The sequence below is a fragment of the Myxococcus hansupus genome (genome assembly GCF_000280925.3).
GTDB lineage: Bacteria > Myxococcota > Myxococcia > Myxococcales > Myxococcaceae > Myxococcus > Myxococcus hansupus.
Map to the genome: position 1 here is coordinate 337,291 of NZ_CP012109.1, position 21,316 is coordinate 358,606.

Annotated in this window: 17 protein-coding genes and 1 riboswitch; of the genes, 7 read left to right on the forward strand and 10 right to left on the reverse strand. The window is 69.7% G+C overall.

Annotated features, from left to right (window positions below):
* Window positions 1-153: 153 nt before the first annotated feature.
* From A176_RS01410 to A176_RS01420, 3 genes are all read right to left on the reverse strand, one after another.
* Window positions 154-588, reverse strand: coding sequence for a DUF1622 domain-containing protein (locus A176_RS01410; protein ID WP_002633267.1), 435 nt, complete (start codon window positions 586-588; stop codon window positions 154-156).
* A 94-nt stretch (window positions 589-682) separates the two neighbouring features.
* Window positions 683-2,734: a sensor histidine kinase gene (locus tag A176_RS01415; protein WP_002633266.1), complete on the reverse strand. Its 2,052-nt coding sequence runs from the start codon at window positions 2,732-2,734 to the stop codon at window positions 683-685.
* Between the two features lie 18 nt (window positions 2,735-2,752).
* Complete coding sequence (locus A176_RS01420; RefSeq protein ID WP_044890569.1) at window positions 2,753-3,118, reverse strand: response regulator; 366 nt, start codon at window positions 3,116-3,118, stop codon at window positions 2,753-2,755.
* Between the two features lie 316 nt (window positions 3,119-3,434).
* On the opposite strand from A176_RS01420, the gene A176_RS01425 reads away from it, so the two are divergent.
* Window positions 3,435-4,292 carry a tetratricopeptide repeat protein gene (locus tag A176_RS01425; protein WP_226994149.1) on the forward strand — a complete coding sequence of 286 codons (858 nt, stop codon included), beginning with the start codon at window positions 3,435-3,437 and terminating at the stop codon, window positions 4,290-4,292.
* A 12-nt stretch (window positions 4,293-4,304) separates the two neighbouring features.
* Here the strand turns inward: A176_RS01425 and A176_RS01430 are convergent, their stop codons facing one another.
* The 7 genes from A176_RS01430 to A176_RS01460 all read right to left on the reverse strand — a co-directional run bounded on the left by A176_RS01430 (window position 4,305) and on the right by A176_RS01460 (window position 14,152).
* Complete coding sequence (locus tag A176_RS01430; RefSeq protein ID WP_044890522.1) at window positions 4,305-6,074, reverse strand: peptidase MA family metallohydrolase; 1,770 nt, start codon at window positions 6,072-6,074, stop codon at window positions 4,305-4,307.
* 11 nt (window positions 6,075-6,085) lie between these two features.
* Window positions 6,086-9,223, reverse strand: coding sequence for a DUF4175 family protein (locus tag A176_RS01435; protein WP_002633262.1), 3,138 nt, complete (start codon window positions 9,221-9,223; stop codon window positions 6,086-6,088).
* A gap of 250 nt (window positions 9,224-9,473) precedes the next feature.
* A complete protein-coding gene (locus tag A176_RS01440; protein WP_002633261.1) occupies window positions 9,474-10,037 on the reverse strand; it encodes a MarR family winged helix-turn-helix transcriptional regulator in 564 nt (187 codons plus the stop codon).
* 285 nt (window positions 10,038-10,322) lie between these two features.
* Entirely contained in the window at window positions 10,323-11,519 is a 1,197-nt protein-coding gene (locus tag A176_RS39540; RefSeq protein ID WP_002633260.1) for an ADP-ribosyltransferase domain-containing protein, read from the reverse strand.
* A gap of 182 nt (window positions 11,520-11,701) precedes the next feature.
* Complete coding sequence (locus tag A176_RS01450; RefSeq protein ID WP_044890521.1) at window positions 11,702-13,402, reverse strand: dipeptidase; 1,701 nt, start codon at window positions 13,400-13,402, stop codon at window positions 11,702-11,704.
* A 154-nt stretch (window positions 13,403-13,556) separates the two neighbouring features.
* Window positions 13,557-13,907 carry a ComEA family DNA-binding protein gene (locus A176_RS01455; RefSeq protein WP_002633258.1) on the reverse strand — a complete coding sequence of 117 codons (351 nt, stop codon included), beginning with the start codon at window positions 13,905-13,907 and terminating at the stop codon, window positions 13,557-13,559.
* A complete protein-coding gene (locus tag A176_RS01460; protein ID WP_002633257.1) occupies window positions 13,904-14,152 on the reverse strand; it encodes a hypothetical protein in 249 nt (82 codons plus the stop codon). Before A176_RS01460 ends, A176_RS01455 begins: the two co-directional genes overlap by 4 nt.
* A gap of 280 nt (window positions 14,153-14,432) precedes the next feature.
* On the opposite strand from A176_RS01460, the gene A176_RS01465 reads away from it, so the two are divergent.
* The 6 genes from A176_RS01465 (at window position 14,433) to A176_RS01490 (ending at window position 21,308) form a co-directional block, all read left to right on the forward strand.
* Window positions 14,433-15,683: a dipeptidase gene (locus tag A176_RS01465; RefSeq protein WP_002633256.1), complete on the forward strand. Its 1,251-nt coding sequence runs from the start codon at window positions 14,433-14,435 to the stop codon at window positions 15,681-15,683.
* 54 nt (window positions 15,684-15,737) lie between these two features.
* Window positions 15,738-16,394 (forward strand): hypothetical protein, encoded by a 657-nt coding sequence (locus tag A176_RS01470; RefSeq protein ID WP_002633255.1) that lies wholly within the window; start codon window positions 15,738-15,740, stop codon window positions 16,392-16,394.
* A gap of 13 nt (window positions 16,395-16,407) precedes the next feature.
* Window positions 16,408-16,704 (forward strand): hypothetical protein, encoded by a 297-nt coding sequence (locus tag A176_RS01475; protein ID WP_044890518.1) that lies wholly within the window; start codon window positions 16,408-16,410, stop codon window positions 16,702-16,704.
* A 115-nt stretch (window positions 16,705-16,819) separates the two neighbouring features.
* On the forward strand, window positions 16,820-17,287 hold the full coding sequence (locus A176_RS01480; protein ID WP_226994150.1) for an FHA domain-containing protein: 468 nt from the start codon (window positions 16,820-16,822) through the stop codon (window positions 17,285-17,287).
* 6 nt (window positions 17,288-17,293) lie between these two features.
* A riboswitch (cobalamin riboswitch) is annotated at window positions 17,294-17,528 on the forward strand.
* Between the two features lie 59 nt (window positions 17,529-17,587).
* Window positions 17,588-19,720, forward strand: coding sequence for a TonB-dependent receptor plug domain-containing protein (locus A176_RS01485; protein WP_002633252.1), 2,133 nt, complete (start codon window positions 17,588-17,590; stop codon window positions 19,718-19,720).
* Complete coding sequence (locus A176_RS01490; protein WP_002633251.1) at window positions 19,692-21,308, forward strand: MXAN_6577-like cysteine-rich protein; 1,617 nt, start codon at window positions 19,692-19,694, stop codon at window positions 21,306-21,308. Before A176_RS01485 ends, A176_RS01490 begins: the two co-directional genes overlap by 29 nt.
* Window positions 21,309-21,316: the final 8 nt, after the last annotated feature.

A 21,316-nucleotide genomic window follows, 5' to 3' on the forward strand; every position in this document is an offset into this window, starting at 1 on the left:
CCTTGTGCGTGGGGAAAGCGGGCGCGCACGTTGGAGCGGCGTTGGCGCGGGATGCACGGCGACAGGTGCCGCGTCCGTGCGCCACTTCACGCGAGGGGAGGGCAGGGTGTGGCGGATGACGGTGCCGCTGCCCACGCGTCCGACCCGCTGCGTTCAGTGCTTCACCGGACGTGGTGCGTCGGGTGGCGGCGGTGCGGGGTGGTGCGGGGAAGCCGGAGGCGAGGTGGGGGGCGCCGGGGCCGTGGATTCCTCCTCACGGGGCTGCCAGGGCCAGCGCCCCTCCAGCTCCACGGTGAGCGTGAAGCTGAGGAAGGTCCGGATGAGGACGATGAGCCCGAGCACCAGCACGCCTTCCAGCGTGGGCCGCTGGCTCACGGTGCGGATGATGTCGGCGGCGACGAGGAACTCCAGGCCGAGCAGGATGGCGCGGCCCAGGTTGAGGCGGAAGCGGCGGTAGGTCTCACCGCCGGGAAGCCGCTTGCCCGTGGCGAGCATCCACAGCGCGAAGAGGGCGCCCAGCACCATGCTGCCCACGCCTGCCCACTCCATCAGTTCGGCGGCAAGCGAGACGAGGAACCGTGCTTCCATCGAGCCTCCCGTGCGGGAAGCTAGACATGGGAGGACGTGGGGTCAGCGGGTCGCCGTCGCGGCGGCTGTCGGCATGGCTGCTGGTGACGTTGTGTCACCTCGGCAGATGCACGGTGAACGTGGTGCCTGCCGCCGTGGAGGACATCAACTCCACGCGGCCGTGGTGGGCCTCCACCACATGCTTCACGATGAAGAGGCCCAGCCCCACGCTGCGACTGGCCATGTCCCGCTCGCCCTGGCCTCGCTCCAGCGGCTGGAAGAGGTGGGCCTGCTGTTCCTCGGGGATGGGGGTGCCGTGGTTGTGGACCTCCAGGACGACTTCCTGAGGTTCGCCCCTCAGGCGCACGTCCACGGCCGAGTCAGGAGGGCTGTACTTGAGCGCGTTGAACACGAGGTTGCCCACCACCTGGGCCATCCGGTCCGGATCCACGGGGGCGTGGCCGTCCCCCTGGACCTGGATGTTCACGTCCCGCAGCGGAAAGGCGGCTCGCACCTCCTCCACCCAGCCCGCTATCGCCGCCGAGAGGTCCAGGGGCCTCGGGTAGATGGGGATGCCTTTGCCCAGCCGCGCCTGGGTGAAGTCGAGCAGGTCCTTCACCATGCGGTTGGCGCGTTCGGCCGCCGAGGAGATGCGCAGCACGCTCTTGGCGCTTCGCTCGTCCAGGGCGGCGTTGGCCGCCATGGCCGAAGTGGCGAAGAGGATGGCCGCCAGGGGGTTGCGCAGGTCGTGGCTGACGATGCCGATGAGCTGCTGCTCGAAGGCCGAGCGCTCCTCGGCGAGCCGCTTGAGTTCCTCCTCACGCTGGCGCAGGCGGACCTGGGAGGTGACCTCGAAGCCGAAGATGTCCACCCCCTCGACCTGCCCAGCGGGATTGTGGACGGGCTGGAACGCGAGGTTGAAGTAGACCTCCTCCAGCTCACCATTGCCTTGCCGGTCCAGTCTCGCGGGCACTGCCTCCGCGGCATAGGGCTCTCCCGTGCGGTAGACGGTGTCGAAGAGCTGGATATAGCCCTGGGCAATCACCTCTGGCGCCGCCTCGGCCATGGCCCGCCCCAGCAGCGGACGGTGCGTGCCCATCAGCTCGTGGTACTTCGGGTTCACCATCTCGAAGACGTGGTGAGGCCCCCGCACGGAGCCCATGGCGGAAGGGGCGGTTTCGACGAACTTCGCGAGCTGGGCTCGCGCGGACTCCGCCTCGGCACGGGCCGTCGCCTCGCGCTGCAGCAGCACGTCTCGCTCACGCTGCAAGCGGTTCTGAAGAGAGACGTCCTGGAGCATGGCCACGTAGCCGTCGGGCTGGCCCGCGTCGTCGTACAGCGGCGTGAAGGACACCCGCACATCCCGCGTGCCGCCCAGGCGGTAGGGCACCCCGTGCTGCTCGAAGGTGAAGTGTTCGCCTGCGAGGCCCCGTTTCACGTAGGGGCCCAGGACCGCATACGCGGCCGGCCCGATGACTTCGATCAAGGTGCGGCCCAGCAACGCCTCGCGGGGCAGCCCGAACCACTCCTCGTAGGCCTTGTTGACGAAGCCGTAGCGCTCCTGGGCGTCCACGAAGGAGATGAGCACCGGCAGCGCATCCATGACGAGGCGCAAGTGCGCTTCGCTGGTGCGCACCTGCCGCGTGAGTTCCTCCTTCTCGGACTGGACGATGCTGGCCAGGCGCATCGTCTCTTCCGCCTCCGCCGCGGTCCGGGCGGCGCTCACCCGTGACTCCTGCCGGGCGGCGATCCCCTCCTGCACCGCGGCCTCACGAATGGCCTGGTCCACGGCGGCATGGAGGCGGCGCAGGGTCCGCGGGGCGATGCGTCCCCGGGCCTCCAGGGTCTCCACCAGCACTTCCCGCAGGACCTGGTACTCGAAGATGACCTGGTCGAGTGTGCAGCCCGAGGCACGGGCACCTTCGCCCTCGTGTTCGCGCGCCACCCCGGCCGTCCGCTGCGGGGGAAGCGCATTCGCTTCCACCGTGACGGCCAGGTACTCGAGGAACCCTGGCAGGGCGTCCATGAGGGAGGGACGGTCCCGCTCACCCGCCGCGTAGACGTCGCGCAGCACCCGTTGCCGCCAGCGCTGGAGGACGAGCTCCTTCTCCTCGCGCACGAGTGCGGCGGTCGCGGAGCCAGTGAGTTCCTGAAGGGGAGACGTCATGGGCGTGGAGGCTCTCTTCTAGGAGACGGCGCAATGCGGGGCCATCGCCGTGAGCAGTTCGGCGATATCGACGGGTTTGCGCAGCAGGCCCACCGTGCCCTCCGGGGCCTCGACGGAAAAGTGGGCGGTGAGCATCAGCACCGGCACGCCCTGGTAACGGGCATCCGCCCGAAGGTGGCGGACGAGTTCGTGCCCGTCCATCACCGGCATCATCAGGTCCAGGAGAATCAGGGTCGGGCGGGGCATGGTGCCCAACAGGTCCAGGGCCACCTGGCCATTGGCGGCCTGCACCACCTGGTAGTCCGACAGCTCCAGCAATTCCGCCAACATCTCGCGGAGGTCTGGCTCGTCTTCGACGAGAAGAATGGTGGGGCGCACGGACATTTTCAGGAGCGAGACGAGCAAGTGGAGGGTGAGTCTGGCCCGTTTCGTTGACGGATTGACGATGCGGCCCGCGTCTTCGTTGCGGCCACTCGCGCGTACTCGGCTGGACTGACGTCGCCCAGGGACGAGTCGTGACGCTTCCGGTTGTAGACCACCTCGATGGATTCGAACAGCGCCCCCTTCGCCGTCGTGCGCGGCTCGGAGTAGGGGCGGTACGCCCGTTGTCTCGCCCACCCACGCCCGACGCGGAGTGCAGCGCTTGTGCTTTGCCTCGCTGGACGGCCATGCTCGTTCCCGACACGCACGAGAACCGCGCTTGGCTCAACGTTCGGACAAGAAGAACAGTCGGAGTCGTAAGGCCGCCGTCACGCCGTTGGCCGTCGAGGCGATGGAGCGGGCCTGGAACCTGGAGACCGTGCCGGAGTCCTCCCGCGAAGCCATGGCCCATGCCTATCTGATGGCGGCTCGGGCCGGCAGGATGGAGGCCATGACGAACGTCGCGCTCCATCTCGAGCACGGAGACGGTATTCGCCAGGACGTGCCAGAAGCCATGCGTTGGATGCGGAAGGCCGCGGGCCTGGGAGACGACGTCGCCGCGTTCAACCTGGCGCTCTGCTACGAGAAGGGAAAGGGCCCGAGCGGGCGGCCGAACCTGCGACTCGCGGAGCGGTGGTATCGGCGCTCCCTGGCGTTGGGCTTCCCTCCCGCCCGAGCGAACCTCGCCACCGTGCTCGCCAAGAGCCCCCGCGGGGCGCGGATGAAGGAGGCCATCGCGCTGTTTCTGGCGGATGTGCGGCGAGGGGACCTGAAGAACCTTCGCTACGTCGCCGAGTGCTTCGAGCTTGGCCGAGGCGTTCGGAAGAACCTGAAGCGCGCCATCCAGCTCTACAAGCAGGCCGCGGAAGCCGGGGACGCGGGGGCGCAATGCGTCCTGGGATGGATGTGTCTCGGTGGCGTCGGAGGCCCCGTGGACCTGCTGGGGGCCTTCAAGTGGTACCAGCTCTCCGCGAAGCAGGGCGACGCCAGCGCCCTCTACAGCCTGGGCGGGATGTACCTGGACGGCGAGGGCGCGCCGAAGTCGAAGGCGCGCGCGATTCAATGCTTCAAGAAGGCCGCCGAGCAGGGACATGCCAAATCCATGGCGTCCCTGAAGGCGCTGGGCGTCGAGGTGTAGCCGACGCCCGCTTCAGTTCCCCGCGTCTGTCTTCACCGGCTGCGCCGCTTCCTTCGGCGCCTCCGTGTCCGACGTGCCGGAGACGTTCATCTCCGACAGGCCGCTCTCGTCCTTCAGGAACTGCTGCGCCACGCGGTCCACCTCTTCGGCCTTGAGGCCCGTGAGCAGGGCGCTCGCCTGACGTGCGCGTCCGGCCAGGGCCGTCTCGCCCATGGAGCCGTGGATGCGCGTGAGGGCCAGGTGAATCTCCGGGTCGAACGGGTCCGAGGCCAGCGCCTCCAGATAGGCCGTCTTCGCCTTCGGGTAGTCCTTCCGGTACAGCAGGATGCGGCCCAGGTGGACGTTGGTGGACGGTGAGCCCGGGTGGACGCGCAGGCTGCCGCGCAGCACGCTCTCCGCTTCGTCCAGCCGCCGCAGCTCCAGCAGGGCCAGCGCGTACTTGTTGGACACCGACTCGTACTTGTCGCCCACCAGCTTGTGCGCCTTGGCGTACTCCTCCGCCGCGGCCTTCACGCGGTTGCGCTCGCGGAGCAGCTCACCCAGGTGCGCGAACTTGCGCGCGGGCACCTCCGTCACCTCCTGGAAGTCACCGAACGAGATTTCGCGCCCCTTCTTCTCGTTCTCATCCTTCACCTTGCCCTTGGCGTTCTCCTTGAGCACCACGCGGTCCTCGCGGGGAATCAGCTCGGTGGGGAAGGGCTGCTTCTTGATGTGGGCCAGCCAGGACTTCTCGAAGAGGGCGAAGGGCATGCCCATGGCCACCTCCACCGCCTTGCGGTCCTTCTGCCCGGCCTTCAGCTCCTGGATGATGGCGCGCAGGCCCGCGGTGCCCTTCACGCTGTGCACGTAGTCGATGGCGTAGAACACCTCCGCGAACGCGGTGGCCGCGTCCTCCGCCGTGGGCAGCAGGGCAATCGACGGGTGCATCTTCTCGAAGGGGATGAGCGTGTCCGCCTTCACGCGCTTGCCCAGCAGCGCCTGCGTGGACGGCGTCATCGCCAGGCCCGCCTTGCCGCGCCAGCGCGACTCCAGGAACTTGGCCAGGCCCTCGTGCAACCAGATGGGCACGGTGTTGCGGCTCATCTGACTGATGACCAGGTGGATGTACTCGTGCGCCAGCGTGTCCTGCCAGTCGTAGCCGCGCGCCACCGCCTTGGGACTGGTCACCATCAGCTTGTTGAACTTGCAGATGGCGATGGTGCCCGTGGTGCCAATCTGCTTCTCCGTCAGCGTGCTCACCTTCGACAGCTCACGCGCGTTGCTCACCACCTCCACGCGAATCTTGCCGCCCGGCGGCGTCCAGCCGAGGTCCTCCTTCATCGCCCGGTGGATGCCCTCCAGCGTCTCCAGCGCATAGGGCACCAGCACCTCTTCCTTCCCCTTGGGGTACTGGAAGATGAAGTGCTCGCTCTCCGCGCGCAGGTGCGACTTCGTGATGTCGCGCGTGTCCTTGGCCAGCCGGAGGTAGCTGCCCGGCTTGTCCTCGATTTGAGCGCCCTCCAGCAGCGCCACCGCGTCGTCGTAGCGGCCCTCCTCGAAGGCCACGCGGCCCTGGTAGTACTTCAGCGGCTCCACGTCGGAGGGGAGCAGCTTCTCCACCTCGGACAGCTCGCGGCGGGCGCCGGGGACGTCCCAGTCGTCCAGCTCCGTCTCCACGCGGCCCAGCCGCTCCTTCACCTCGTCCTTGAGCGAGCTGCTCTGAGCCCACGCCGCGGACGGCGCGCACAGCAGCGCCACGGCCAGCGCCGCGAGGAGCGCCCGGACTCCGGAAGCGTGTGTCATCGGATGGCGGCTCACTTCACCAGCTCCTCGTAGTAGCGCTTCACCTGCTCCCGGTACTTCTCCGGAGCGCCCTGCTTCATCGCGTCCAGCAGGTCCTTGCGGAACTCCTTCGGCGCCTGGAACGCGTCCTCGTCCGGCAGCTCCACCTTCTGCTTCGGGTCACGGCCATTGCCCTGCTGGCGCCGGCCCATGCCCATGGGCATGGGGAGCCCGCCCTTGCCGCCGCGCTGGCCTTCCTGCATCTGCTGCTGGAACTGACGCAGGCCCTCCAGCGCCGCCTGCTGCTCACCGTAGCCGCGGCCCGGGTCCTTGCCCTGCATCCGCTTGGCGGCCTCGCCCATGCGCTGACCCGCGCCCTCCATCTGCTGCGTGGCCTCCTCGCCGAAGATGGGCGCCATCTGCTGCATCTCGTCCATCTGCTGGCGCAGGCCCTGGGCGCGCTCCTCCAACTGCGACTGCTGCTGGCCGAGCTGCTGGAGCTGCTGCTTCTCCTGCTGCGACAACTGCGAGCCCGGAGGCGGGAAGAGGGACTGGAGCTGCCGGTTCACCTCCGACACGTTGCGCGCGTCGCGGCCCAGGCGCTGCGCCAGCTCGGTGGACTGCTTCACCACCTCTTCGGGGTTGCCGAACATCTCGTCCAGGTGGCGCTGCTGCTCGCCCATCATGGAGAGCTGCCGGGCCGCGTCCTCCGCGCGGGCCGCCGACTCCGCCGCCAGGTCGTAGTCATTCACCTTCAGCGCGTTCTCCACGTTCTGGAGCTCCGACTGGGCCTCCTCCAGCGGACGCGCGGCGCGGCTGTTGAGCTGGCTGGGCTCCAGCGCCTTGTAGCTCTCCTGGGCCTGCTGCACCTTGCGCAGCAGGTTGTCCTTCATGGACTCGCCCTTCTCCGCCAGCCGGTCGCGGTTCTGCGCGCGGGCCTGGTCGCGAAGCTGCTTCGTCTGGTCCGCGACGCGCTGCTGCTCCTGCACGGTGCTCTGCAGCTCCTCCATGAACTTGCCGAACTTCTCGGCCAGCTCCGGGTGCTGCTCGCCGCCGAACTCGTCGCCCGCCTGGTCCAGGTTCTGGAGCATCTCGTCCATCTGCATGCCCAGCTCCTGGAGCTTCGCCAGGGCCTCGTCCGCCTTGCCCTCGCGCATGAGCTTCTCCACGTCGTCGAGCGCGCTGCGCATGTCCTGGTCCTTCATCATCTCGGACAGGGCCTCGGCGTTGAGGTGCTCGTCGCGGATGCCCTTGCGCATCTCCGACATGCGCTGCATCAGCTCCTGGATGCGGGACTTGAGCTGCTGAATCTGCTCCATCACCGCCTGGCGCGAGGCCTCGTCCGGGTTGGATTTGTACTGCTCGATGAGGTTCGCCAATTCGCGCCGCTCGTTGGAGAGCTGCTTGGCCATCTCCTGGAGCGCCTCCAGCTTCTGCCGGTCGAGCAGCGACTCCAGGTAGAGGATGTCCTTCTCCAGCTCCGTGATTTCCTCGTTCACCACGGCGGTGAGGCGGTTGCCGGTGCCCCAGTCCTCGCCCCGGGCGCGCTGGGTGCGCAGGTACAGGCGGCGCAGCTCGGCGGTGCCGCGGATGTGGCTGCCCAGGGACTCGGAGATGTTGCTCAGCGCGGAGACGAGTTCGCTCGGCACGTCGCGCTCGCGCGCCAGCTCCTGCGCCAGCGTCTTCATGTCGGAGACGAGGCTCTCCCCGCTGGTGTCCACGGTGGCCCCGGCGGTGATGGCCTGCGGGTCCTTCTGCTTCGCGCGCTCCGGGCCTTCCAGCCGGTCCGCGAGGTGGTCCACCATCCGGCCCCAGAGCTGCTCCGCCTTCTCCAAGGCGGCGCGGCGGTGCTCGGCGGCCGAGTAGACGCGAAGTACCTGCGTGCGGCTCGCGCCCTTCTTGGGGCCCTCCACCGCGTCGTTGTCCTGCGCCTCCACGTAGTAGGTGATGCGGTCACCCGGGTCGAGCTTGAGGTTGCCCAGGTTCCAGTTGAACGTGCCCCGGTGGCGGCGGCCGTCCTCGCGCGGCAGCGGCACCCGCGTCTCCTGCTGGGCGCCGGGCGTGCGGAACACCAGCGCCATGCCGGACAGGCCGTAGTCGTCCGAGGCCTCGTACTTGAGCGCCACCTGGTCGCCGGGGTCGATTTCCAGCTCCACCGTGGGCGTGAGCAGCGACACCTCGGGCGCCTTGTCCGCCTCCACGTTGAGGGCGATCTCCGGCCCCACCGCGAGCTCCTTGCCGCGCGCGCCGTAGAAGGCGAAGCGGTAGTGGCCGGACTGCTTCGCCACGAAGCTGCCTTCGAGGTCGCGCTGGTCCGTCACCTTCAGCGGCAGCGCCTGTCCGTTGACCACGAGGTCCGCGCGCTCCACCGGGCGGTCCGAGCGCGTCTTCAGCAGGACCTCCGTCCCAGCGGGCACGCTCACGTCGCCGTTCGTCCCCGGCACCGTGCGCGGCGCCAGCCCCGTGTATGCGGGGTAGCGGAACGTCAGCTCGATGTCCCCGGTGATGGGCTCCACCTGGGCCTGGGCCTTGGGCGTCGCCGCCACCTCGCGGATGCGTGCCATGCCCGCGGACCAGCGATCGCCGAGCACGGCCATCACCACCACCAGCGCCACCAGCGCGCCGCCCGCGCCCAGCGCGAACTGACGCACGGGCTTGCTGTCCACCACCGACCGCGCGTCCACCGTGCGGGCGCGCGCGTCCATCTGCTCCAGGAAGGCGCCGGCCAGCTCCGGGGAGCCGTTGCCCGGCGCGTTCGGCTCGCGCATCAGCTCCACCGCGGCGAGCACGTCCAGGGACAGCTCCGGGCGCTTGTCGCCAATGAGCCGCGCCGTGAGGACGTCATCGCCCACGCGGCGCCTGGCCAGCCACAGGCCGAAGACACACGCCGCGGCCACGCCCAGGGGCAGCGACAGCCACAGCAGCGTGGCGCCCGTGCGCGGGGCCACCAGCGCGACGAAGCCACCGGCCACCAGCAGCAGCGCCAGCAGCGCCGCGCCCAACATGCCGCCCTGCAGCCACAGGTAGCGGCGCTGACGGCCGCGGACGGCGGCGAGCAGGGCCTCCACGCCCGGGGCTTCGGTGGTGGGTCGGATCCGCGAGGCGGAGGGCGGCGGAGGGGGCGGGGGCGGTCGCTCGGGGCCTGGGGTCTGCGGGGTGTCGAGGTTCACGCTGTCCTGTCCGCTCAGTGGCGAGGCAACCCGTGGTGGGGCGGCCTATTTCCCGATTTTCTCGCAGTCAGCCCCATCCTGCGAAACATAACGGCCCCAGGAGCCCATTCGAGGGGCTCCGGTGTCCGGCGCTGGAAGAAGGCGCGAGGGCGAGGGTCCGAGAGGTAACGCGGGAAATCGGACCCGCCCCGTCTACGTGCTCCGCCTCGAGCGTCCCCCATGGCGGCAGGGGAGCGGGCGGGCGGCGGGCTCAGCGAACTGCGGGCTTGGGGGCGTCCTGTTGGTCGAACTCGACCTCGGGCATGGGAACGCCACCCAGCTCCTGCGCGAGGATGGTCAGCACGTCCTGCGTGGCGAGGATGCGGGGGCGTGACAGGCGAGACAGGACGCGCTGCACCGCCGACTCCACGGTGCCCTCGGAAGGGATGTCGAGCGAGCGCCCTTCATCCGTCAGCGAGAACAGCGCCTTGCGCCCGTCGAGCGGATCCGCCTTGCGCTCCAGCAGGCCCCGCTTCTCCAGGCGCTTGAGCACGCCCGTCAGGGTGCTGGGATGCACGTGGAGAATCTGCGCGAGCATGCCCGCGGTGATGCCGGGAAAGCGCCCCACCAGGCGGATGACCAGTCGCTGCGGACCGGTGAGTCCGAGCGTGGACTCCATGCGCTTCGACGTGGACTGAAGTCCGTGGTCCACGGCCCAGAGCAGCCGCATGAACTCGAGCACCTCGCCGAGAGGAGGGCCCTTGTGGGCCCGCTCGCCTTCGTGGGGCTCCAGCGCCGCTTCTGCCGGGTCCTTCGTGGATTCTTCTGCCGTCACCTGCTGCCTCCGTGTCTCAACCGAAAGGTTTGAGTCGCAGCAGGTCTATCGCGTCGCGGTCCGGGCTGCTGGGGAAAAACCGTTGGCTGTTGACCGCCCCAGAGCTGGCCGCCAGGCCGGGTTCCGCGCGACGGGGCGGGCCGGACCCTGGCGGCGTTCAGGCCGTCCCGGGACACCGGTCCGTCTCAATCCATGACGCTGGAAGTCACCCGTTCCTCGGGGCGGTCGGGGGGAGGCCCGTCCGCACTCGGTGCCGTGTCGCCCGGGTGCGGGGCGGGCAGGCGCTCAAATCTCCTCGAGCTTCAGCCGGAGGATGGGGCCCTTGTCGTCACGCTCCAGGACCTTGAAGGTGGCGCCCGGCGGGATGAGGACCTCTTCCTCACCCGGCTTGAGCGAGGCGCCCTGGATGTCGCGGCCCGTCTTGGTCTTGATTTCGAGGATGGCGTCGCCGTCGAACTTCGAGTCCGGGTTCTTCGCCGTGCTGGTGAAGGCGTCCCGGGTGATGACGGCGTCCTTCGTGTACGCGTCGTAGTACTTCTTGCTGTCGCCGCGGAACACGGTGCCTTCGAACTTGGGCAGCTCGTTGAGCGCCGCGCGGGTGACGGCGATGCCATCCACGTTGTTGCGCAGCGCGGAACTCGTGGGGCCCGAGCCGCTCTGCGCCAACGGGAAGAGGACCTGTCCGTTGTACGGCTTGAACTTCTCCTGCGTGTATTTGTAGACGGACACCTTGCCCTCGTCGGAGAGCTTGTTGATGTCCGCCACGCTGGTGGCCGCCTTGGGGTACTCCGTCTTGTTCTGCGTCAGGTGGGTGTTCGCCATCTCCACGTAGGGCTCGAACTTCCCATCCGTGAGCGCGCTCATCTGCTTGCGGTAGCTCTGCACCGTGGCGTTGTCCACGGTGGAGCCCTCGTTGAGCGCGCCGGCCAGCTTGACGCGCTCGGCGTCACCGCTCTTCACGTGAGGGCCGCCCTGGGCGAACACCGCGCGGATGAGGTCAGCCTTGGGGCCGATTTCCTTCTTCAGGGTGTCGAACTCCGGGGAACTCGCGTCGCCCTGGTTGCGCTGCAGGCCCTGGAGCGCGGAGAAGCTCGCATCGCTGATGTTCTTGATGGCGCCGCGGGGAACGCCCTGGGCCACGAAGGGCGCGATGGCCGAGTCAGCCCGGAGGACGGCGGGGCCGGTGACGACCGTGTTCTTCGCGACCGTGGTGGTGACGGGCGCGGTGGTGCCGCCCACCACCGTCGGCTTTGGCCCACCCAGGGAGGGCGGCTTCGGCGGGGGCGGCGGCGCGAGGTTCGGCGTGCGCAGCGTGTTGGTGGGCTTGCCCGACACGAAGATGTCCGGCGGCTTCGGTGGCACCGGCGGCGGCGACTTGGCGGTGGTCGGAGGGGGCGGAGGCGGCGGCGGGCCACCCGTCGTCTTCGGAGGCGTGGTGGTGGTGCCCGTCGGCTTCGGCGTGACGTTCGTGATGCGACCCATGGTGGTCCCCCTCAACCTGGTAAGTCCCAGGAGGTTGATGTGCGCTTATTCCCCATTCTCGGCGCCGGTGGGGCCGAGGTTGTGTCCCATGGGGGGTGGAGCCGGAATCATCAGCCTGATGACGGATGCCGGGGGCTGCGGGGAGCGGGGAGGGGACTCCCCGCTCCAAGGACGTCGCGGGGTTACGGCGCGGGGGCCACGGTGGGCTTGGGCGCCGGCTTCTGCGCGGGCGGCTGCGCCGGAGCCGGAGCCGGAGCCTCGGCGGGCTTGGCGGGCATCGCCAGCGCCTTGCCGTTCTCCTGCACGATGCGGCGGTACCAGGCCTCCTGGTACTTGGGGTGGTTCACCTTGCCCAAGTCGTCGCGCACGTTGCCGTCGATGTACTTCACGAGCAGCGTCTCCCCGAGCTTGCGCCAGCGGGTGTGGACCTTCTCGCCCTGCTGGAGCGAGTAGTCCGTCAGGTACTGACGCGCCTCCTCCGGGCTGCGCTTGAACTGCTCCTGGGCGCGCTTCTCGACGTCGGCCTGGTCCGCGAGGAACTGGCCTTCCAGGTGGCCCTGCTCGCGCTGGACGTCCTGCACGATGTCGCTCCAGCGCGCGTAGGCCTGGTTCGACACCCAGTTGAAGACCCAGAAGGACGAGTCCCAGGAGAACTCGCCGCGGCTGGCCACGCCCTGCGCGAAGTTGCGCGGCACCTGCCGGATGCCGGCGTACATGGGCGTGTAGACGGTGGTGAAGGTGTCATCCACGCCGAACCAGAGCACGCCGCCAATGGGGGCCGGCAGCCAGTCCCGCATCTGCGCGACGAAGGAGAAGCCGGTCTGCTGCGTGGAGATGGCGCGCTCGTGGACGTACTGCTTGCCGTCCACCTCCCACGTCATGGGCCGCCAGCGGTAGGGCACCGCGTAGGGGCCCGCGCCCACGTCCTTCGTCATGTCCAGCGGGGTGCCCTCGAAGTGGTCGCGCATCAGCGCCATGGTGTCCTGCACGGACAGCTTCTTGTCCGGCTTCACCCACAGCGGCAGCCGCTTCTCCGGCGTGGCGCCGTTCGCGTACTCCGCGCCCAGCTTCATGGACGGCGCCGCGCGGCGGAAGATGCTCCACACGCGCGCCTCGGAGAAGCGCTGCCCGCCGAAGTCGATGGGGTTGTACGTCTCCGCGAAGTTGAAGTCCTTGTCGGCGCCCTTGAACCAGCCCTTCGCCCGGGCGAAGGAGATGACGTCCGGCGAGTAGAGCGTCGTCTGCTTGTCATTGAGCGGGAACGTGCCGATGCGCGCCTGGTTGGCGTGCGCGGAGAGGTACCCGTCCGGCAGCTTGCGGGCCACCCACACCGCGCCCTTCTCGCCCTTGCCCTTGCCAATCATCTCCAGCAGCCAGGCCTCCTTCGGGTCGGCGATGGAGAACGACTCGCCGCTGGAGGCATAGCCGTGCTCGGCGACCAGCGTCGTCATGACCTGGATGGCCTCACGCGCCGTCTTCGCGCGCTCCAGCGTGGTGTAGATGAGCGAGCCGTAGTCGACGATGCCCGCGGGGCCCGCCAGCTCCTCGCGTCCGCCGAACGTGGACTCGCCGATGGAGAGCTGGTGCTCGTTCATGTTGCCCACCACCGAGTACGTCACGGCGGGCTGGGGGATGCGGCCCAGGAACTTGCCGGTGTCCCACTCGATGATGTCGCGCATGGCGCCGGGCGCGTGGTGGCGCGCGGGGGTGTAGTACAGCTCGCCGTACAGCTCGTGCGCGTCCGCCGCGTAGGTGACGAAGGTGGCACCGTCCGTCGTGGCCCCCTTGGAGACCAGCATGCTGGTACAGGCGAGCACGGGCGGGGCAACCAGCGCGGCCGTGACGGGCACCGCGGTCAGCAGGTTCATGAGGCGTCGGTTCATGGCGGCGGATGGTACCAATCCACTCCCGGTTGGCTACCGCTCGCAGGGGGTGCCTTCCTGGTTGCCCCTCATGGGCCCGTTCACGAACCACGGGCCGCCGCCTGGGCCACGAGAGAAATCCCGAGCGGCGGCCCTCGTTCCGGAAGTCGCGTTCTCAGTCGTTCGTCGTGCTCACCTCCTTTCCCTCGGAGGGCACGGGCACCTGTTCGACTCGCAGCGTCGTGGGCCCGCTCAGCGCCAGATGCGCCTTGAGCTTGAGGAACTTCTTCTTGCCGAAGCCCTTCACGCGCACCAGCTCCTCCACGCGCTTGAAGGGCCGCTTCTGCCGATGCTCGATGATGCGCTGCGCCGCTTTCTCACCGACGCCCGGCAGCAAATCCAGCTCCGCCGCGGTGGCCTCGTTCAGGTTCACGGTGCCCGTGTGCTGCGTGCGCAGCTTCGCCGCCACCGCCACCCCGGGCCCGCACAGCAGCAGGCCCATCACCACCGCGCACAGGGCCCTCACGAGTGGCCGCCCACGGGGGCGTCCAGTCCCAGCTCGCCGGCGTAGCGGCCCCCGCTCATCCCCGGCGTGTCGCGCTTCTCCGCCGCCTCGCGCACGTGCAGCTTCCCGTCCAGCGGCAGCACGTCCAGCAACACATTGAGCGAGCCGTCCTTGTTCACGAACGCGCTCCCCGCCCGCACCCAGATGCTCCCGCCCTTGCCCTCGCGAATGGAGAAGACCGCCAGTCGCTTACCCGCCGTCAGCATCAACCACCTCCACGCTCCGCATCGCGCCACCACGGCGCGGCTGCCTCGTCGGCTTGACCGCCTGAGGTCGTGGGGAGCTTGAGCAGCCGGCGTGCCAACGGTGTTCTCCTCTGGGCCATCTCCACACACCGTGCGCGGATGTGAGAACCGTCCCGCCGCGAGGACGGACAGCGGGACTCCAGTGGCTTCTCAGGGGGCGAGAGGCCGCGGGCACCGCGGCTTCATGGGCTTCCGAGCCCATGGGAGAGTGCCCCCTGTCTGCCCATGCGGAGGTGTCCGAGTGAATCGCTTCGTCCTTGCCGCGGTGAGTCTGCTGGGGGCGCCCGTGCTCGCCGCCGAGCCTTCGGAGGTGTCCGCGAAGGCCCGCGCCATCCACGAGTCCGCGCTCATCATCGACACGCACCTGGACACGCCCTTGCGGATGCTGGACGAGGGCTTCGACCTGGGCTCGACATCACCCGAAGGCGTGGGCCACGTGGACCTTGCCCGGGCGCGCGCGGGCAACCTGGGCGCGGGGTTCTTCTCCATCTGGGTTTCGCCCCAGGAGCCCGCGGGTCGGTATACGCACCGCGCGCTGCGCCTCATCGACGCGGTGCTTCAGCAGGTGGAGCGTCATCCGGAGGAGATGGTGCTCGCGCTGTCCTCCAAGGACATCGTCGCCGCGCGCTCTGGAAAGAAGAAGCGGCTGGCCACCTTGATGGGCGTCGAGGGTGGGCACGCGATTGAAGATGACCTGGGCGTGCTCCGCCTCTTCTATCGGCTGGGCGTGCGGTACATGACGTTGACGTGGTCCAACTCCACCGGCTGGGCCGACTCCTCCGGGGACCTGGATGACCCGAAGGTGAAGCGCCATGGCGGCCTCACGGACTTCGGACGCGACGTCGTCCGGGAGATGAACCGGCTGGGCATGCTGGTGGACGTGTCCCACGTCGCGGATGCGACCTTCTTCGACGTGATGAAGGTGACGCGGGCGCCGGTCATCGCCTCGCATTCCTCCGCGCGCGCGTTGGCGAACCATCCGCGCAACATGACGGATGACATGTTGAAGGCGGTGGCGGCCAACGGCGGCGTGGTGATGGTGAACTTCTACGCCGCGTTCATCGATGACGACTTCCGAAAGGCCTCCGCCGCGATGGCCCCTGAACGAAAGGCCGCCTTCGACGCCGTCGAGGCCCGGCATGCGAACGCCGACGCCGCCACCCGCTTCCGCGCCACCTTCCTGGAGAACGCGGCGTGGGTCGAGAAGGCGAAGCGGCCTCCGTTGGAGGTCCTCATCAACCACATCGACCACATCGCCAAGGTGGCGGGTGTCGCGCATGTGGGGCTCGGCTCGGACTTCGATGGCATCGACGCCACGCCGCAGGGCATCGACTCGGTGGCGGACCTGCCGCGCATCACCGAGGCGCTGGTGGCCCGAGGCTACACCCGTGAGCAGCTTCACAAGATTCTCGGAGGCAACCTGCTGCGCGTCTTTCAAGAGGCGGAGCGTGTCAGTCGTGAGCTGCGCGCGGCTTCCGCAACGAACCGTTGAGTGGCCGGGCGGGGGGCTTCCGTCTCACCCAGCGTGGGCGGTAGCGTCCGCGCCATGGCAACGGGCACGGGTTGGCTGCGTCTCGGCGTGTTGGGAGGACTCCTCGCGGGCTCCGCCTCGTTCGCGGAGGACGTCGCGGATGCGCCTCGGGCCAGGGAGCGGCCACCGGCGTACGAGACGGAGTCCGTGCAGTGGCAGCTCCTGGCGGGCGGCATGGCGTCGCTCGATGGGTATAGCACCCTGGGCTATCAGGGGTGGATGCTCGGGTCCGGGTGGGAGTTCCCCCGGCTGCGCTTCCGCTTCCAGTTCATGGCGGACCTCCCGCGAAGCCTGGTGGACGACCGCACCGAGGTGCAGTTGGAGCAGTACGCCTTGGGCTTCTGGCTCGACACGCCGCTGCTGCGTTCCGGGGAGTGGCGGTGGAGCGTCGGCGCCGGGGCGGGACTGCTCGTCTTCCTGCGGTCCGCCTACGCGCTCGTGGGGGGCGTGGAGCCGGCGGGCCCTCGCATCCACCCCACGCTCATGGCCGGGCCCGACACCTCCCTGCGCTGGCGCTTCTCGCGGTACCTGGGCCTGGAGGGCACTCTGTCGATGGACGTCGTCGTCGGCCGTCCCATCTTCGGCTTCGTGGATTCGAGCGGGTTCGATCCACTTCGCGCGGGCTGGGTCGTCCGCCCCCGTTTGAACGTCACGCTGATGGTCTTCCCGTGAGAGGTGGATGCCGATGAGCCGCACCGTGTTCGCAGCACAGGCCCTGCGCGGCGGCGCCCGCTGGAGCGTGAAGCAACTGCTCGTCGTCTCACTGGCGGCCTGGGGCGGCGGCTGCGCTGTCGAGGACCCGGTGGCGAGGCTCCGGGGCGCGGACGCGGGGACGGGCTCCTTCTCCGACGAGGACGAAGAAGCGCAAGGTGTGTGGCTGGAGTCCGGAGATGTTCCTCCGGATTGCGTGCCCCCGGACGCGGAGCCCGACTCGGGCGTGGTGTGTGAAGACGCGGGGACACCCGACGTGCCGTCGCCCTGAGTGGGTGTTCGTCCCACGCGCCCCGCATCGAATTCGAGCGACCGAGGGACTGGCGGGACTGGAACCGCATGCCCATGTTGCGCGCGTCCATCCGGACTCGACGGGGAGGGTGCGCGTGTCCAAGACAGCGCAGTGCGACACGCGAACTCGTGAGGTGAGCTGGCCGGTGTTGTTGTGGGAGCTGGGGGCCTCCGCATCCCGCGCGGGAGGGGCGAAGCCTCGCGTCACGGACCCCATCGTGTTGGAGCTTCGCCCGCGCCTGGGTGCCACGGCATCCGAGGTGACGCTGGGCCGCGGCGCCGAATGCGACATCGTCCTGGCCGAGCCCTCCGTGTCGCGCCTGCATGCCCGTTTCCGTCGGGAGCCGCACACGGGGCTGTGGAGCGTGACGGACCTGGAGAGTGAGCGCGGGACGTACCAGGACGGCGTGTTGATTCTGCCGGGCCGCCCCGCGCTGCTGCTGTGCCGTTCGCGGCTCACGCTGGGCAACGTGGAGCTCCTGTTCCTCCAGACGTATGCCGCCGAGCAGTCCGTGCGTGCGTCCTGGACGCCGTCCCCGGTGCGCTTGACCCGCCGGAGGTGACCTCCTACAAAGGGCGCGCCCTTGGGTGCCCATGTCGGGCTTTCAAGAGGGAAGCCGGTGCGAGTCCGGCGCGGTCCCGCCACTGTGAACGGGCAGCCCTGAGGTCAGGGCCGGGGGCTTCAGTCTGTCGCCACTCCGGCCGCGGCCGGGGGAAGGTGGAAGTCCTCTTCTGGCATGACGCAGCGTGTGTCAGCCGCCGGAGTCCGTCAGCCAGGAGACCTGCCCAGGGGTGCGGCCGAGCCTTTCGCGGGCCCGGGCGGTGGGCCTTCTCTCTTCGTCGGAGGGAGCGGAAGGCGGAGCATGCGGTGGACCTTCCTCGCCGGGCCTGTCGTGTGCCTGGCGCTCAGCCTCCCACGTCCCGCAGGGGCGCAGCCTTCCGAGGCCGAGGCCACGCCTCCGTCGGTGGACGCCGCCGAGGAAGCGCCCAAGCCTCCGACGCAGGCTGGGACGTCGGCGGAGGACTCGCCAGCGCCCGAGGCCACGCCCGCCGTCGATACCTCCAGCGCTGACGCCACACCCGCGCGCACCACCGTGGTTCGCGGCCGGACACCCCCTCCGCCCGAGTCGCCCGAGCGCAGGGACCCCACGGGCGCCATCACCGTCATCGACGCGCGCGAGCGGGCGGGTGAGGCACGCGACACCGCGGAGCTGCTCGTGGGCTCGGTGGGGCTCGCGGTGCAGGACTCCGGCGGGTACGGACAGAGCAAGAGCCTGGTGGTGCGAGGCGCGTCATCCAACGGCGTGCTCGTGTTCCTGGATGGCATTCCGCTCAACGGCGCGGGCGGCCTGTCGGACCTGTCGCTCATCCCCGCCGCGTTGGTGGAGCGCTTCGAGGTCCTCCGGGGCGGCGCGGGCGCGCGGTATGGCTCGGGAGGACTTGGCGGCGCGGTGAACATCATCACCCGCGCGCCTGGACCGAACCTGCGCACCAGCGGCGAAGTCACCTATGGGAGCTGGAACACGGCGCTGGGCCACGTGGCCGCCACGGGGCCGCTGCTCGGTGGACAGGCGCTGGTGCTGGTGCACGGGGGCCGGTCGGATGGTGACTTCGCCTACGACGTGGATGACCTCCCTGCGGTGGATGGCAATCCTCCAGTCACCGAGCGCCGCGCGCGCAACAACGCGCAGGGCGGTGGCGCGCTGCTGCGTTACCGGCGACGGCTGGCGGGGGGCTCGCGGTTGGATGCGCTCGCGGAGCTGTCCGTGGAGAACCGCGCCATCCCGGGCACGGTGCAGAACCCCCAGTCCACCGGAGACCAGGAGCTGGGCCGGTTGGCCTTGGGGCTGCGCTGGTTCGGTGTGCTCGACGGGCTGGGGCAGGGCAGTGCGCGAGGGTTCTTCCGGCGTGACGCGTTGGAGGTGACGGGCCGCATTCCCGGCGCGGGCGGCGCGCAGCGGCACTCGGTGGGCGGCGTGGAGTTGGAGGGCCGCCGGCCGCTGGGCGAGCACCAGTCGCTGACCGTGACCGTGGCGACGTCGGGCGAGAGCGTCACGCAGGCGGAGAACGCACAGGCCGCCGCGTGGTGGCGCGCGAGCGTCATGGCCATGGACGAGCTGAGGCTCTTCGACGGCGTGTTGGACGTGGTGCCCTCGATGCGGCTGGAGCGGGTGGGGCCCTACTGGCTGTTGTCTCCGAAGCTGGGCGCCTCCGTGGAGTTGGGGCGCGGCTTCGGGCTGCGCGCCAACGCGGGCCAATCCCACCGCGCGCCTTCCTTCCTGGAGCTGTACATCCGCCAGGGCACGTTGCTGCCCAATCCGGGGCTGAAGCCGGAGCGCGCGCTCTACGCGGACGCGGCGGCGATGTGGCGTTCGGGGCGGGTGAGCCGCGAGGACGAGACGCCTCGCTGGAGCGTCACCGCCGGTGGCTTCGCGGCGCTGTATGAGAATCTCATCGCCTATGAGCTGTACCCGCCGTTGATGGCGCGGCCCTACAACTTCGACACGGCCCGGGTGTGGGGGCTGGAGCTGGAGGGGGAGGCGCGGCCCTTCCCGTGGCTTCTGGCCAGCACCGGCTACACGTGGTTGCGCACGGAGAACCGCTACGGGGATCCGCGCTTCTTCGGCAAGGACCTGCCGAACCGTCCCCGGCACAAGTGGGTGGGGCGCGTGCGCGCGGGGCCCGACTGGCTCAACGGCCGCGCGGAGGTGCTCTATCAGTCCGCGCAGCTCATCAATCGCACGGGCTCGTTGGATTTGCCGTCGCGCACGCTGGTGAGCGCGGGCGCGTCCAGCACCTTCCTCCACAAACCCGAGGTCACCGTGTCCGTCGAGCTGAAGAACCTCCTCGATGTGCGGACCTTCGACTTCACCGGCTTTCCACTGCCCGGGCGCGCTGTCTACGTGACGCTCGCGATGGCGCTCGAGCCGGGCGCTTCCTCCACCGCCACACCCCCTCATGAGCCCCATGCCTCGCCCGCATCCCCTGTCCCCTGAGTCGTTCCTTCCCACGCTGTTGCTGGCGGCCACCGCGGCGCTGTTCTTCACCGGATGCCCGGAGGAAGGCGCGGTGTGCACCTCGGGCCTCTCCGTCTGCGGTGAGGCTTGCGTGGACCTGCGCGGCGACGCCGCGAACTGTGGCGCCTGTGGCACGACCTGTGGCGACGGGCAGACGTGTGAGGCCGGTGCCTGCGGGTGTCGTCCCGGGACGGAGTCGTGCGGTGGCGCCTGTGTGGCCACGGCGAACGACGTCGCGAACTGTGGTGCGTGTGGCAACGCCTGTGACGCCGGGCTCGTGTGTGAATCGGGCGTGTGCCGCGAAGGGTGCTCCGAGGGGAGCCTGCGCTGCGGCGACTCCTGCGTGGACGTCCGCTCGGACGTGCTCAACTGCGGCGCCTGCGGCACCGTGTGCCCGGACGTGCAGTCGTGCCACGAGGGCCGCTGTGGCTACGACGTGGTGGCGGCCTGCTACACGAACGGGCAGCTCGTGGGCATCCAGGCGGGGACGGACCGGCTCGGGCCTCGCCGTCAGTTCGGCTCGGGCGTGCAGACGCTCGCTTCGTGGGACGGTTACGTGCTCGCGGCGGATGCGACCGCGTCCAAGCTGCTCCAGGCGTCCGCCGGCGCGCTGGGCACGGTGGTGGAAGAGGGCTCCCTGGGCGGCGTGGCGGGCTCGCCCAACGACATCCTGGTGGATCCGCCCTATGTCTACGTCGTGGACTCGGTGAACAACACCTTGCAGGTGCTCAAGCGGGAAGGCCCCACGCAGGGCGCGGGCCTGGGGCTGCGCACCGTGACGCAGGTGAACCTGGGGGCGAACACCAGTCCGCAGGCGCTCGCGAAGTGGGGCACCACGCTGTATGTCCCCTTGTTCGGCACGGGCGGGTCCATGTTCCAGTTCGGCAATGCCGTGGCCCGCGTGGACATCTCCAACCCCGAACAGCCGCGCAAGGTGGACACGATTTCCCTCACCGGCCTGGACCTGAAGCCCTTCGACGGGGGCACGGTGTTGCCGTTGCCGTACTCCGTCGCGGCGACCTCCACGGGCGTCTACGTGGCCCTCACCAACCTGAACCCCTACAACGGCTACCGGCCCAACGGCCCGGGCATGCTCGCGAAAATCAACCCGGCGGATGGGAGCGTGAGCGCCATCGACCTGGGGGCGACGGACTGCCTCAACGCGGGCTACGTGGAGGCGGTGGGTGACCAGCTCGTGGTGGCGTGTCTCGGGGAGTCCGAATACGACGAGGCCAACGGCCACAGCGCCAGCTCGGTGCGCGCCACGGGGCTGGTGCTGGTGAAGGATGACGCGCCCGTGGCCGCGTATGCGCTCCGGGTGGGCTGCGAGCCCGGGACGCCGGGGTGCCACATCTCCGTGGCCAGCCGCTTCGCCGTGTCGGAAGGCGCGGTGTATCTGGCGGACACGAACGCGGGCCGCGTCTTCGTGGTGGCGGTCGAGGACGGGCGGTTGGTGGAGCGGCGCGGCTTCTCCTCACCGCAGGCCGTGGGCCCCGCGCTGGAGGCGTGCCCGGTGGACCCCCGCCGGCCCGTGTCCAACGCCATTGACGTGACCGCCCTGAACTGAGGATGAGC